A 13,851-nucleotide genomic window follows, 5' to 3' on the forward strand; every position below is an offset into this window, starting at 1 on the left:
CACAGATATGCAATTCCAAGTTCAAGCTGCCGACCTGTATGCCTACACCGGCGGCAAAGCGCTGGATGCGAGCCAGCCCACTGCCATCTTCATCCACGGCGTGCTGTGTGACCACAGCGTCTGGGCGCTGCAAAGCCGCTACCTGGCCAACCACGGCTGGAACGTGCTGGCCATCGACCTGCCCGGCCACTGCAAAAGTGGCGGCCCAGCACCGCGCAGTGTGGAAGAAGCGGCCGACACCATCGCCCAGCTGCTCGATGCCGCAGGCCTGGAGCGCGCCGCCCTTATCGGCCACAGCTGGGGGAGCCTGATTGCGATGGAAGCGGCAGCGCGCCTGGGCACGCGCGTCAGCCACCTGGTTCTGGTCGGTACCGCCGATCCGATGAAGGTCGCCCCCGCCTTGCTGGAGCAAGCGCTGAATGCGACGGACCAGGCCATTGGCATGGTGCAGACCTTCTCGCGCGCCACCCTGGCCCCACCCTCCGGCGCTGGCAGCTGGGTGTTTGGCGCCGGCATGGCGCTAGCCCGCCGTGTGCAGGCCAGCAACCGCGATACCAACCTGCTGCACACCGGCTTTGTGGCCTGCGACAGCTACCGCAACGGCCAGGCCGCCATGGCCGCCCTGGCCTGCCCCGTGCTGTTTGTGCTGGGCGAGCAAGACCAGATGACCCCAGCCAAAGCTGCACGCAGCCTCATCGATGCCGCAAAGGCCGCTGGCAAGCAGGTACAGGTCCAGATGCTGCCCTGCGGCCACAACCAGATGACCGAGTCGCCTGACGAAACCCTGTTTGCAATCCACGATTTCCTCAAAACGCCAAAAGCCTAGCCACCAGGCAGTGCGTGAGAGAGTGTTGCAGCGCTGCATGCGTGACTATTAGCTTTGCTAATGTGATATTGCTTTTGTTTTTATAGCAGTAGATCACGTATGTATCTGGCGTAAGAAGGCGTAAGCCACCACAAAAAATGCCGCAATCCGGGCATCAAATGCGTTAGCCTATCCGCTAGGCCAATGGAGGCCCAGCCAGCTGCATCTGAGAAGCTGCAGACTAGATACATACCATTTATGCAATACAAGGCCCTTCCCTGCTTGCTGCAACACTGCCAGGCGCAACCCTGGCATTTGCTGCGGCCGCGCGTGGACATGGACCTGGAGCGATGGGCGGAGACCTGGGCAGACCAGCTGTCGAGCCTGCATGAATTCGCCAGCCATGGTTACTACGGGCTGGATGTGCAGGATCTCGATGCCGACAGCCAACGCGCTGCCCGGGCCGGCTGGTGCCGTGCGGCACTTCAGTCGCTGGCACTGTTGGATCTAGCCTACAGCCGGGGCCTGCCGCCCCGCGCGATGGAGAGCCTGTTTGAACATGTGCTGCACTGGTGCAATGAATATGCGGTCTTCATGCGCAGCGATGCCGCAACGCCCGCGCAGGCCCGCCAACCCATCAACCCCGCCTCCAACAGCTACCCGGCCGCCGTGCAGCTGCTGGCCCTGCCCGTCTTGCTGGAGCGCCAAGAGCTGATCCCCGGCATCGTCGAGCGTTTGCTGGGCAACCGCTGCGACTGCCTACTCGATTACCTGAGTGCCGTCGCCTGCGAAAAGGACGAGGCCTCGGCCCAGGTCTTCTGCCCCAAGCCCTATGCCGATCTGGGCGAATTTTTCGAGCAGTCCGAGCTGGGCACCGAGCCCCTGCAGCACTACCTGGCAGAGAACTACAGCAGCCAGTTGCACCCGGCCCTGGCTGCTATCGGCCGGCTGATTGGCATGGGCGAGCACCATCCCCGCTGGGCCTGGGAAGTCGCTGCCTTGGTGGTGCTCTATGAGCTGGACGACAGCCCCCTGACCGCCTACAGCTGCTACCCCGCCGATATGGTGGCCCTGGCCCGCCAGCGCCTGGCCGTCCATGAAGCCAGCTTCGCCGCGCACTGAGCGCATGCCCTTCTCCAAAAGCTAACTCGGCAGATCGCCATCAGGCAAGTCGCCTGATTGGCTGCATTTTTTAGCGATCAAACTGCGCTCAAGCCTTGGTGGGATCCGCAGGCACCGCATCCAGCAACGCAGGTTCCAGATCCTGCACTACTGCATCCACCGCTTCCACCGGCACCTCATCAGGCAGCCACTCGCGCCGCTCCAGCAGCGCAATCAGCGCGATCTGGTCCAGGCCGCTGTGCCACCACAGGGGCTCGGTGGCCTCATTGCGGTCCAGCATCAGTGCAGAAACCAGCGGCGCAGCCAAAGTCTGCGCAGGCTCGATCAACAGCACATAGCGCATGTCCTGCTGGCTTTCGGTAACGCCAGCGGTGGACCGGCGCTCGTCCACATCCACCACGGCACCCACCCAATCGAGCTGGCACAGCACATCCAGCGCGCGGTGCAGCTGCACATCTTCCACCTTCAAGCGGGTGGCCAACTGGTGCAGGTACAGGCCCTTCTCAGGCTGGTAGCGCATCAGGTTCAGTTGGCGCAGGCATTCCAGCGCCAGCTGAAAATCCCAGCTCTGCGCCAGCGGCAGCCGGGCCACACCGGCCAACAGGCTGGGCAGGTAGGCGGCCACCACGGCGCCCAGCAGCACAATCACCCAGGCCACATAAATCCAGATCAGCAAGATCGGCAAGGTGGCAAAGGTGCCATAGATGGTCGAGTAGGTCGGCACATAGACGAGGTACAAGGTCAGCACCTTCTTGGCCACCTCAATGCCCACCGCCACAAACAGGCCACCGGCCAGCGCATCGCGCCAGCGCACATGGGTGTTGGGCACATAGCGGTACATGGCGGTCACGCCAGCCGCCAGCAGCACAAACTCCAGCGAATCAAAAGCCAGGCGGATCAGATAAGGCAGCTCGCCAAAGGCGCTGCGCGATGCCGCTACCACCGACGAGGTCAGCACCAGGCTGGAGGCCAGCACCAGCGGGCCCAGCGATATAGCGGCCCAGTAGATCAGAACCCGCTGGCCTAGCGGCCGCAACTGGCGCACACGCCAGATGTTGTTCAGGGTGCGGTCCATCGTCAAAATCAGCGCCAGCGCGGTGACCAGCAAAAAGCTCAGGCCCGCCAGGCCCAGGCGGCTGGCTTTAGAGGCAAACTGCGTGATGTAGCCCAGCACCTGGCTGGCAATGCTGCTGGGGATCAGGCTCTCGATCAACCAGCGCTGCAGTTGCGCCTCGACCGTGGCAAACATCGGGAAGGCGGTGAGCAAGGCCAGCGCCACCGTGAAGAAAGGCACCAGCGCCAGCATGGTGGTAAAGGTCAGGCTGCTGGCCGTGAGGCCCAGGCGGTCCTCACCAAAGCGGTTGCGCAAGGTATTGGCAGTATTGCGCCAGGGGAAGGCAGCCAATTGCTGCCACCACATCGCCCAGCCCTGGCGCATTGGCGGCTGCAAAGATGCCGCGTTTTTCTCATCACTTACGTACATACCGATATGATGCCATTTCCATGCCTTCATCCACCCCTGAACACGCGGCAAATCTGCCTGATTTGGTAACGCCTGCCCCTGCAGGCGCGGCTGCGCAGTCCTCGCGCTGGTTGGCCGTCTTCTCGTTGCTGGGCCTGGTGCTGCTGTGCCTCGCTTGGGAGCTGTGGCTGGCACCGTTGCGGCCAGGCGGCTCCTGGCTGGTGCTCAAGGCCTTGCCACTGTGCATTCCGCTGGCTGGCCTGCTCAAGCACCGCATGTATACCTACCGCTGGCTGAGCCTGTTGGTCTGGCTGTATTTTATTGAAGGCGTGGTGCGCGCCTGGGGCGACGCCCCGCCCAGCCGCTGGTGCGCGCTGGCCGAGATTGCGCTATGCCTGCTGCTGTTTGCCGCCTGCGTGATGCACATCCGGGGCCGCCAGCGGGCCGTTGCCCCGGCGCCCGCAGCCGCCCCCTAAATTCCTATTTTCTTTTCATTTGCAGAGACATCCAATGACCGACCTGATTGCGAGCTTGCGCCAGATTGTGGGCGATGCCCATGTGCTTACCGATGGCGACCTGACGGCCTATGAGCAGGACTGGCGCCGCCGGGTCCACGGCAAGGCGCTGGCAGTGGTGCGCCCCGCCAACACCGCGCAAGTGGCGGCCGTCGTCAAGGCCTGCGCGGCCAACGGCACCTCCATCGTGCCCCAGGGCGGCAACACCGGCCTGGTCGTGGGCTCCACGCCGGACACCTCGGGCCAGCAAGTGGTGCTGAACCTGGGCCGCATGCAGGCCATCCGCGCGATTGACAAGGACAACCTGACCGTCACCGTCGAGGCCGGCTGCATCCTGCAAACCCTGCAAGAGCGCTGCGAAAGCCAGGGCTACCTGTTCCCGCTGTCGCTGGCGGCCGAAGGCAGCTGCACCATCGGCGGCAACCTGGGCACCAATGCCGGCGGCACCCAGGTGGTGCGTTACGGCAATACGCGCGAGCTCTGCCTGGGCCTGGAAGTGGTCAATGCCCAGGGCGAAGTCTGGGAAGGCCTCAAAGGCCTGCGCAAGGACAACACCGGCTACGACCTGCGCAACCTGTTCATCGGCAGCGAAGGCACCCTGGGCGTCATCACCGCCGCGACGATGAAAATCTACCCCATGCCCGCGAGCCAGCTCACCGCCTGGGCCGCGCTGCCGTCTTTTGATGCCGCCGTGCGCCTGCTGGCACTGGCGCACCAGTACCTGGGCGCGGGCCTCACCGGCTTTGAGGTGATGAACCGCTTTGCGCTGACCCTGGTCGACAAGCACATGCCCCAGCTGCGCGTGCCCTTTATCGACAACCCCGCCTTCCCCTACGCCGTGGTGCTGGAGAACTCCGACAGCGAATCGGAAGAACACGCCCGCAGCCGCTTTGAGGCGCTGATGGAAGCCGCGTTTGAACAAGAAATCGTGCTCGACGCCGTCGTGGCCGAGAACCTGGCCCAGGCCCACACCCTCTGGCATATCCGCGAAAGCATTCCACTCGCCCAGGTCGAGGAAGGCCTCAACATCAAGCACGATATCTCCGTGCCCATCTCGCGCATTCCGGAGTTCGTCGAGCATGCCACCCAGGTGCTGAACGACAAGGTGCCCGGCATGCGCCTGGTCAATTTCGGCCACCTGGGCGATGGCAATCTGCACTTCAATGTGCAGGCGCCCGAAGGCGTCGATGCCAAGCAGTTCCTCGACGAGCGCGAGCACGAGGTCAACCACATCGTCTATGACGCCGTGGCCGCATTCGGCGGCTCCATCTCGGCAGAGCACGGCATCGGCACGCTCAAGGTCGATACCTTGCCGCAGTACCAATCGCCGGTGGCCCTGTCGATGATGCGTGCGGTGAAGGCCGCGCTGGACCCGCAGAACATCATGAACCCACATGCAATGATTACGCGCGGCTAATACTTAGCGTCTCACAACAAAACAGGGCGGCCCTCGCAGAGGTGCCGCCCTGTTTTTTGTTCATCAACGGATCAGGACGCCGGCGTGCCCACCGCGTTGCTGATCATCTGGTTCACATCCTTGGGCCAGGAAAAGGCTGCGCCCGGGTCTTGCACCACGCGCGGCTGGCCGTCCTGCAGCCACCAGATGCGCATGGTGTTGCTCTTGGCATCCAGCGCCACGGCGGCGGCATTCTGGCCGCCATCGTGCTGGCGGTTGCCGGTGATGTAGTAAACAGAGCCCTGCTTGCTCAGCGGGCCAGTCACCTGCAGGTTCTGCATAAAGGCCGTGCGGTGCTCGCCCAGCAAATGCTGCATGCGCGCAGCCATCACCCCTTGCTGCAGGAAAGCGGCATCCTGCGGATACTGGCCCACCTGGGCCTGGAGCTGGTTCCAGGCCTGCTGGCCGTTGGGGTCCACGCCAGCGGGCGTCGTCTGGCAGCCGGCCAGTGCCAGCGCCGCAGCAGCCCCCAGGGCCAGGCCCCATTTCTTCGTCATCATCCACATAGTTAGCTGTCCTTGTAGCGTTTGCAGCGCCCTCTCCTGCGCCTCGCAAACTGTCGATGTCCCGCTGCCCACCTGCGCTTGCCGCCGCATCGCGCGGCCGGCCCCGGTGGGCCCGGGCGCCAAAGCCGACACCCTACACCAATTTATGGCGGCTCAGGGCGGCCGCAGACATCTCCCACACTGGCTTATCCTTACGGCCTACGCAGCAAGCACAGCCGTCGTACAGTAGGCCCTTTGGGCCTTGCCCTCCTGCCCCGCCTCTGCAGTGCGCCCATCGCACCGGGCCAGGCAGCGCCTCAGCACCAGCGGGGCGGCAAGGCCCCCGTCTCGATCAGGCCAGAAGAACATGAAGCAATACCTCCAACTCGTCCAGAACATCCTGGACCAAGGCTCCTGGCAGTCCAACCGCACAGGGATACGCACACTCAGCATGCCCGGCGCCATGCTCAAATTTGATCTGCAGCAAGGTTTCCCGGCCGTCACCACCAAAAAGCTGGCCTTCAAATCGGCCGTCGGCGAGATGGTGGGTTTTCTGCGCGCCGCGCGCAGTGCGGCCGACTTCCGCGCGCTGGGCTGCAAGGTCTGGGACCAGAACGCCAATGAAAACCAGGCCTGGTTGGCCAACCCCTACCGCCTGGAGGCCGACGACCTGGGCCCCGTCTATGGCGTGCAATGGCGCCAGTGGCCGGCCTACAAGCTGATCGACCTGGCCCAGCCCCAAGGCCCCGCCCAGGTGGCCGATGCGCTGGCCAAGGGCTACACCCAGATCGGCGAAGTGGCCGAAGACGGCAAGCGCCAGATCGTGCTCTACAAGGCCATCGACCAGCTGCGCCAGTGCCTGGACACCATCATGACCGACCCCGGCAGCCGCCGCATCCTCTTCCACGGCTGGAACTGGGCCCAGCTCGAAGAAATGGCCCTGCCCCCTTGCCACCTGCTCTACCAGTTCCTGGTCGACCAGAGCAAGCGCGAGATCTCGCTGTGCTTGTATATCCGCAGCAATGATGTGGGCCTGGGCACCCCCTTCAACCTGACCGAAGGTGCTGCGCTGCTGCACCTGATGGGGCGCCTGAGCGGCTACACCCCGCGCTGGTTTACCTATTTCATCGGCGATGCCCACATCTACGAGAACCACCTGGACATGCTGCAAGAGCAGCTCAAGCGCGAGCCCTTTGAGTCGCCGAAGCTGGTGCTGTCCGACCGCATCCCCGACTATGCGGTGACCGGTAAATACGAGCCCGAGTGGCTGGAGAAGGTTGAGCCTTCGGACTTCTGGCTGGAAGGCTACCAGCACCATGCGCCGTTGACGGCGCCAATGGCCGTGTAAACCAAAACGCCCGCTTTTGCGGGCGTTTGCTTAGGAAGGAGCCTTGGTCTCGCAGCGCTCTTTCAGTTCCTCAAATGACGCCCGCTTTTGCTTGCGGATCGGCAGCGGCAGCGCAATCGATTCGGCTTCGATCTGCATGCTCTTCATGCGTTCCGGGTCGGGGCAATCGGCCGGGCGGGGATCCGGTTCATCGGCGGCTTGTGGGACGGGTGCCGGCGCTTTCTCTGCTGGTTTTTTGCTGACTGGGCGGTCATGCTCACGCGGGTTGATGCCCTGGCTGGAGGGCGTCACGGTGATCGCCTCCGCCTTCTGTCCGGCCGCGCAGGGCTCGTCCTGAAAACTGGTGCGGCCCTGGGCATCGACGCATTTGTTGATGGCCCAGGCCGGTGCGCTCAAGCAGCACGCTGCCGCGATCAATCCGGCAGCAAAGGTGGGTCGGGCGTGGGGCATGGGGCAGTCCAGACAAATGGCGAAAAGCCCATTATGCGGCAGGCTGCCACAGCGCCCCGCAGCCCCATCCTCAATTCAGCTCGATGCGCACACCACTCTTGACCAGGGCCTGCAGCTTGTTGGTTTCGGCCTGCAGAAACTGGCCAAAGGCCTCGGGTGTGGACAGCGACACCAGCATACCGGTCTTGGCAATCTGGGCCCGCACAGCAGGGTTGTCCACCACGCGGCGCATATCGGCATTGATCTGCTGCACCACTGCATCCGGCGTGGCAGCCGGTGCCAGCATGCCAAACCAGCTGCCGCTGACAAAGTCCATGCCCAGCTCCCTGAAGGTCGGAATCTCGGGCGCGCCCGGGTGGCGCTGCTCGGAGGCAATGGCCACCGCCGCCACCTTGCCGGCCTGCACCAGCGAGTACGAAGACATGCCATCAAACATGCCATCGACCACGCCCGCCATCAGATCGGTCATCGACGGCCCCTGGCCTTTGTAGGGCACATGGGTAAAGCGGATGCCCGCCTTGGTGGCGAACAGCTCGGCCGCCAGGTGCGGGCTGGATCCGGGGCCCGACGAGGCCAGCTTGAGCGCACCAGGATCGGCCTTGGCGCGGTCGATCAGGCTCTGCAGCGACTGGCCGCGCAAGCGGTTGGTGACCAGCAGCACATTGTGGCTGGAGCCCATCAGACCGACGGGGCGGAAAGCATCGGGCCCATAGGGCAACTGCCGGCGCAGCACCGGGTTGGAGGTATAGGCATAGCTGGTGAACAGCAGCGTGTAGCCATCGGCTGGCGTACGGGCCACTGCGCTGGTCCCTATGATGGTGCCCGCGCCATCGCGGTTCTCCACCACCACCGGCTGGCCCCAGAGCGTCGCCAGCTTGGCCGCCAAAGTGCGGGCCAGGGTATCGGTGATGCCGCCAGCGGAATACGGCACCACGATCGTCACGCGTTTGTTGGGGAAAGCGGCCTGCGCCTCTGCCGCCGGCGCGGCTACGCTGCACAGAGCCAAGCCGAGCCCCAGGACTGCGCCAAAGCAAGAAATTGATTTAGACATAAGACCTCCTTAGGGATCCTCTGCAAGACTCCCTGCCGTGGTCTGAACGCGGGCTCGGGCGATTCGCTGCGTTGTCTTCCTTGTCAATAGCTACAGCTATTGACTGCAAAAGACGCCTTGCGCCTCATCCCGATCCGCGCCCATCCCGCTTGGCGAGGGTCTTGCAGAGGATCCCTTACCCAGCCTGTCTGCCGGGCAATCGCCAGACCATCGCAAGAGTTGGCTGTGCCAATAAGGCACAGAGGGTCCCTGGGCAGGCTGCAGCGCCCTTTGCCCCGCAGCCTGCCCGGGGGAGTCGCTCAATCGACCTTGAGCTTGGCCACCTTGGCCAGCTGCTGCCACAACGCCATGTCGTTCTTGACGACCTGGCTGAACTCGGTGGCCGACTTGTGCGCAGGGATCAGCATGTTCTGCTCGGCAAACTTGGCCTTCATCTCGGGGCTGCCCAGCGCCTGGCCCAGATCGGCATTGAGGCGGTCGATGATCTTGGGGTCGGTCTTGGCGGGAGCGAACACGCCATACCAGCCGTCGGCGTCAAAGGTGTAGCCCTGCTCGGTCAGGGTCGGCACATCCTGCAATGCAGGGCCGCGCGCGGAACCAGTGGCGCCCAGCGCACGCAGCTTGCCGCTGCGCACATGGGGAATCGGCGAGGCAATGTCCATAAAGCCCACGCCAATGGTGTTGGCCAGCAGATCGCCCAGCTCCACGGCGGTGCCCTTGTAGGGCACATGGGGCATGTCCAAGCCGTAATGGGCCTTGATGCCTTCCATCACCAGGTGGCCGGTGGAGCCACTGCCCCAGGAGCCATAGGCCAGGCGGCCCGGGTGGGCCTTGGCGTACTGCACCATGTCGGCCAGGTTCTTGAAGCCGGTCGCGGGGTTGGCCACCAGCAGCACACCCGCTGCACCCACCTGCGCCACGGGCGCCAGGTCGCGCATGGCGTCATAGGGCATCTTCGGTTGGATGATGGGGTTGATCGCAATCGACGACGACGGCGAGAACAGCAAGGTATAGCCATCGGCCTGGGCCTTGGCCACATGGTCATTGCCGATGATGCCGTTGGCGCCGGCCTTGTTCTCGACGTAGAGGCTTTCCTTCAGCGTGGTCTGCAGCGGCGGCAGCAGCATGCGCGCAAAGATGTCGCCGCCCGATCCGGCCGGCCCCGGCACAATCATCCGGATCGCCTTGTTGGGCCAGGCCGTATTGGCCCAGGCCGTGCCGGTGCCCGCTGCGGCGAGCAGGCCTAGCAGCATCTGCCGGCGGTTGAAGTTTGCGCATGAATCGGTCATTTTTTGTCTCCTGTTGACTGCGGATAGCGGGCCCTTGCCACAGCTACCACCTGGTTCTATCGCTGGCATATCGCGGCTGCCCGGGCTTATCGCGCCCGGTGCAGCCACCAGCGCGTTCGTTACGACATCTTCAGATCGGCCAGCTTGGCCAGCCCACCCCAGACCTTCATATCGGACTGGATGGAGCGGGCAAACTCTGCCGCCGGTTTGACGGCAGGCAGGGCCATGTTCTGGTCTTCAAACTTTTTGCGGATATCGGCGCTCTGCGCCACCTGCACCAGAGCCTGGTTGAGGCGTTCCACCATCTCGGGGTTGGAGGTGCCAGCGGGCAAAAACACGCCATACCAGCCGTCGGCATCAAACTTGAATCCCTGCTCGGTAAACGTGGCCACCTGCGGTGTGGCCGGTGCGCGCTGCGTGCCCGTTACGCCAACGGCCAGCAGCTTGCCATTGCGGATATGCGGCACGGGCGATGCGATGTCCATAAAGCCCATCGGAATGTTGTTGCCGATGATGTCGGACAGCTCGGTGGACAGCGCCTTGTAGGGCACATGGTGGATGTCGATGCCGTAATGGGCCTTGAGGCCCTCCAGCGCCAGATGGCCCGACGAGCCATTGCCCCAGGAGCCGCAGGACAGTTTGCCCGGATTGGCCTTGGCATAGCGCACCACGTCCGGCAAGGATGCAATGCCCGTCTCCGGGTTGGCCACCAGAAAAATGCCCGACAGCCCAATCTGGCCCACCGGCAGCAGATCGCGCTGCGTGTCATAGGGCAGCTTGGGCTGGATAAAGGGGTTGATCACGATGGCCGACGACGGCGCAAACAACACCGTGTGCGCATCATTGCTTTTGACGACAAAGTCATTGGCAATGATGCCGTTGGCACCCACCTTGTTTTCTACATAGAAGGGCTGGCCCAGCGCCGCCTGCAGGCCAGGCGCCAGCAGGCGGGCAAACACATCGCCGCCCGATCCGGGCGAGCTGGTCACCACCAGGCGCACCGGCTTGCTGGGCCAGGGCACGGCCGCCCGCGCCAGGGGAAGTGCGGCAGGCAGTGCGGCAGCCACGGCCGCCATCAGCAGGGTACGGCGTTCGATACGCAGCGGGTTCATATTTGTCTCCTTGTAGTTCGATGTCATGCCGCCTCCAGCTCAGCCAGCACTGTGATGCCCAGCGCCGTGCCATGCACCGCCAGGTGTGCGCCCATCTGGATGACCTGCAGCACCGCTTCGCGCGCCACGCCCAGGCCATGGGCCTGCTGCAGCGCTGCGCGCAAGGCCTCGGGCTGGCTGGCGGTAAAGCAGGCATGCAGCGCAATGGTGACCAGGCAGCGCTCGCCAGCGCTCAGGCCCTTGCCGCTTTCTGCCGTGCTGGCCAGCGCCTGCAGATGGCCAAAATAGGCCGGGTCGATGGCCTGCAACCGTGCCCACAGGTCGGGCTGTTGGCCGTCCAATGTGCTGTCTGCCTCGGGTGGCAGACCATACACCTGGGCTACCTCGTCCAGCGCTGCCGCTGTCGCGCCTGCGCCTTGCAGGCAAACCAAGGTCAGCACATCCAGCAAGTCGTCATCGCTGGCGCCGCAGGCCAGGGCTTTTTGCATATGCAACTTCAAGCCGCTGGCAAACAAGTGGCTGGCTGATGCGTCGAGTGCCACATAGACCAGTTCCACCATGCGCTCGCTCAGCCCGCCGCTGCGCGCCGGGTAGCCGGCATAGTGGGCATAGGCCTGCAAAAACGCCGGGCGGCGGGCAAGCAGTTGCGCATTCCAGGGCCGCCAGTAGCCACGCTCCTGGCGGTACAAGGCTTCGACAACGGCGGTGTCCAGTTCAGCCATGCTGGCTCTCCTTGCTGCCTGAGATATCCAGGCTCTGCCCGGTCACAAACTGCGCCTGCGCACCGGTCAGAAAACGGACCAGCGGCAGCAGTTGCGCCACGGCCGCCCCCGTGGCCTGTTCAGGCGACAGCAGCAGCGCATTGATGCGCAGGCCCTGCGCTGCCCATTCGCAGGCCAGGGTGGCGACCAGCATGCGCGCGGCAGCCAGCGCCGTCTGGTGCTGCCAGGTAGGCACATCATCGGGAGCGCTAGCCGGCAGCAGGAGCAGCAGGCTGGCATCGCGCGCATGGGCGGCTGCAAACTGCTGGCCGGCGCGCAGCACGGCCTCCACAAGATCGCCGCCAGCCAGCGCCTGCGTGCTGATCAGGCTCTGGCATGGCGCGGGCGTTGTCGCCACTTGCGCGCCGTCCTCCGCCTGCAGCGCTTGCAACCAAGCGCCATCACAGGCGGCATCGCTGCCCGGTTGCAGCTGCAGATGCAGCGGCGTCTGCAACGGAGCAGGCACGGCCGTACTCAGCGCGCAGCGGCTGCTGCCGCCGTAAATGCCCGATCCACCATCCACCGACAGGACCTGGCCCGACAGCACACGGGCTTGGGGCTGCGCCAAAAACACCAGCGCGGCGGCCATTTCTTTGGGCTCGGCCAAGCGGCCCAGGGGGATCTTGGCAACGGCATCGGCCAGCGCCAGGCGGCCGGCATCCATCAGGCCTTGCACCAGCTCGGTACGCACAAAGCCAGGGCACAAGGTGCTCACACTCAGCTGGGGATAGCGCCGCGCCAGGCTTTGCGACCAGGCGATCAGCCCGGCCTTGCTGGGGCTGTACAGCCCGCGCCAGGGAATGGCCTTGTGCCCCGCGCCGGAGGACACATTGACAATGCGCGCATCGGGCTTCAGGCTCGGCAGGCAGGTCTCGAACAAGGCCTGCGGCGCCTGCAGGTTCAGCCGCAGCAGGCGCTGCCACTGCGCGGGAGCCTGCTCGACCAGCGGCCGTCCGCTGCTGTCCGAGATACCGGCGTTGTTGACCAGGGCATCGAGCGCTGGCAGCGCAGCCAGTTGGCGGCCCAGTTGCGTCAGCGCCTGCGTATCGGTCAGGTCCAGCGCAAAGGCCTGCGCGCTGGCCGCACCCTGCGCCAGGCAGTGCTGGGGCAGCTCGGCAATCGCGGGGCTGATGTCGACCAGCAGGCAATCCCAGCCCTGCTGCGCAAACTGCAGCGCGGCAGCGCGGCCAATGCCGGAGGCAGCACCGGTGATCAAGACAGCGGGCATAGGCTTCAGATATTGGTGAAGGTGATGCCGCCATCCACCACCAGCGCCTGCGCGGTGGTGAACTGCGCAGCATCGCTGGCCAGGAAGCAGATGGTGCCGGCAATGTCGTCCACCGTGCCCAGGCGCCCCATCGGCGTCTTGGCCACGCGGCCGGCATCGCGCTCGGCATTGCGATTGCGTTGCGTGCCCTCGGTCGGCACGGCCGAGGGGCAGACCGCATTGACGCGGATATTGCGCTCGCCCAGCTCCGCCGCCGCAGCGCGGGTAATGCCCAGCACACCAGCCTTGATGCCCGAATACACCATCGAGCTGCCGGCCGAGCGCAGCGCCGCGACCGAGGCCACATTGATGATGGCGCCACCGCGCTCCGCATCCATGCGGGCAGCGGCGGCCTGGATGCCCCAGAGCACCGCCTTGAAGCCGATATCCAGCATGCGGTCCACCGTCTCAGGCATGATCTCGCCGACCGATTGGTAGCGCACCCAGGCGGCGTTGTTGACCAGGATGTCCAGCCGCTGGTGGCGGGCATAGGCCTCATCCACGGCGGCGGTCATCTCTTCCCGCGTGGCCACGTTCTTCACCACGCCAAAGGCCTGGCCGCCCTGCGCGGTGATCGCGGCCACGGTTTCTTCAACCAGCGCATCCTTCAAATCATTCACCCCCACCACGGCACCGCGGGCTGCCAGTTGCAGCGCCGTGGCGCGGCCAATACCGGCGCCTGCACCGGTGATCAGGGCCACGCGGCCTTCCATATCTCTCAGCATCGC

At 64.7% G+C, this 13,851-nt stretch carries 14 protein-coding genes; 5 read left to right on the forward strand and 9 right to left on the reverse strand.

Annotated features, from left to right (window positions below):
* The first annotated feature begins 7 nt into the window (after positions 1 to 7).
* Both HS961_RS16555 and HS961_RS16560 read left to right on the forward strand, forming a co-directional pair.
* On the forward strand, positions 8 to 826 hold the full coding sequence (locus HS961_RS16555) for an alpha/beta fold hydrolase (protein WP_182323855.1): 819 nt from the start codon (positions 8 to 10) through the stop codon (positions 824 to 826).
* 237 nt (positions 827 to 1,063) lie between these two features.
* Entirely contained in the window at positions 1,064 to 1,927 is an 864-nt protein-coding gene (locus HS961_RS16560; protein ID WP_182323858.1) for a PoNe immunity protein domain-containing protein, read from the forward strand.
* Positions 1,928 to 2,015: 88 nt separating this feature from the next.
* On the opposite strand, the gene HS961_RS16565 is transcribed toward HS961_RS16560, so the two are convergent.
* On the reverse strand, positions 2,016 to 3,365 hold the full coding sequence (locus tag HS961_RS16565) for a YihY family inner membrane protein (protein WP_182328299.1): 1,350 nt from the start codon (positions 3,363 to 3,365) through the stop codon (positions 2,016 to 2,018).
* 65 nt (positions 3,366 to 3,430) lie between these two features.
* Between HS961_RS16565 and HS961_RS16570 the strand changes: the two genes are divergently transcribed.
* Complete coding sequence (locus tag HS961_RS16570; RefSeq protein WP_182323860.1) at positions 3,431 to 3,865, forward strand: DUF2069 domain-containing protein; 435 nt, start codon at positions 3,431 to 3,433, stop codon at positions 3,863 to 3,865.
* 34 nt (positions 3,866 to 3,899) lie between these two features.
* Entirely contained in the window at positions 3,900 to 5,321 is a 1,422-nt protein-coding gene (locus tag HS961_RS16575) for an FAD-binding oxidoreductase (RefSeq protein WP_182323862.1), read from the forward strand.
* 71 nt (positions 5,322 to 5,392) lie between these two features.
* Here HS961_RS16575 and HS961_RS16580 read toward each other — a convergent pair whose 3' ends face one another.
* Positions 5,393 to 5,866: a hypothetical protein gene (locus HS961_RS16580; protein WP_182323864.1), complete on the reverse strand. Its 474-nt coding sequence runs from the start codon at positions 5,864 to 5,866 to the stop codon at positions 5,393 to 5,395.
* Positions 5,867 to 6,212: 346 nt separating this feature from the next.
* On the opposite strand from HS961_RS16580, the gene HS961_RS16585 reads away from it, so the two are divergent.
* A complete protein-coding gene (locus HS961_RS16585; RefSeq protein ID WP_182323866.1) occupies positions 6,213 to 7,193 on the forward strand; it encodes a thymidylate synthase in 981 nt (326 codons plus the stop codon).
* A 30-nt stretch (positions 7,194 to 7,223) separates the two neighbouring features.
* On the opposite strand, the gene HS961_RS16590 is transcribed toward HS961_RS16585, so the two are convergent.
* From HS961_RS16590 to HS961_RS16620, 7 genes are all read right to left on the reverse strand, one after another.
* Positions 7,224 to 7,643, reverse strand: a complete 420-nt coding sequence (locus HS961_RS16590) for a DUF4124 domain-containing protein (RefSeq protein ID WP_182323868.1) — start codon at positions 7,641 to 7,643, stop codon at positions 7,224 to 7,226.
* 70 nt (positions 7,644 to 7,713) lie between these two features.
* Positions 7,714 to 8,694: a tripartite tricarboxylate transporter substrate binding protein gene (locus HS961_RS16595; protein WP_182323870.1), complete on the reverse strand. Its 981-nt coding sequence runs from the start codon at positions 8,692 to 8,694 to the stop codon at positions 7,714 to 7,716.
* A gap of 299 nt (positions 8,695 to 8,993) precedes the next feature.
* Positions 8,994 to 9,983: a Bug family tripartite tricarboxylate transporter substrate binding protein gene (locus tag HS961_RS16600; RefSeq protein ID WP_182323872.1), complete on the reverse strand. Its 990-nt coding sequence runs from the start codon at positions 9,981 to 9,983 to the stop codon at positions 8,994 to 8,996.
* A gap of 119 nt (positions 9,984 to 10,102) precedes the next feature.
* A complete protein-coding gene (locus tag HS961_RS16605; protein ID WP_182323874.1) occupies positions 10,103 to 11,095 on the reverse strand; it encodes a Bug family tripartite tricarboxylate transporter substrate binding protein in 993 nt (330 codons plus the stop codon).
* 23 nt (positions 11,096 to 11,118) lie between these two features.
* Positions 11,119 to 11,817 (reverse strand): carboxymuconolactone decarboxylase family protein, encoded by a 699-nt coding sequence (locus HS961_RS16610; RefSeq protein ID WP_182323875.1) that lies wholly within the window; start codon positions 11,815 to 11,817, stop codon positions 11,119 to 11,121.
* Positions 11,810 to 13,084, reverse strand: a complete 1,275-nt coding sequence (locus HS961_RS16615; protein ID WP_182323877.1) for an SDR family oxidoreductase — start codon at positions 13,082 to 13,084, stop codon at positions 11,810 to 11,812. Before HS961_RS16615 ends, HS961_RS16610 begins: the two co-directional genes overlap by 8 nt.
* Positions 13,085 to 13,089: 5 nt before the next feature.
* The gene (locus HS961_RS16620) at positions 13,090 to 13,848 is read right to left on the reverse strand and encodes a glucose 1-dehydrogenase (protein ID WP_202883173.1); all 759 of its coding nucleotides are present in this window, start codon (positions 13,846 to 13,848) and stop codon (positions 13,090 to 13,092) included.
* Positions 13,849 to 13,851 lie beyond the last annotated feature (3 nt).

Origin of the sequence: Comamonas piscis (assembly GCF_014109725.1) — a bacterium.
In the GTDB taxonomy this organism is placed as follows: Bacteria; Pseudomonadota; Gammaproteobacteria; order Burkholderiales; family Burkholderiaceae_C; genus Comamonas; species Comamonas piscis.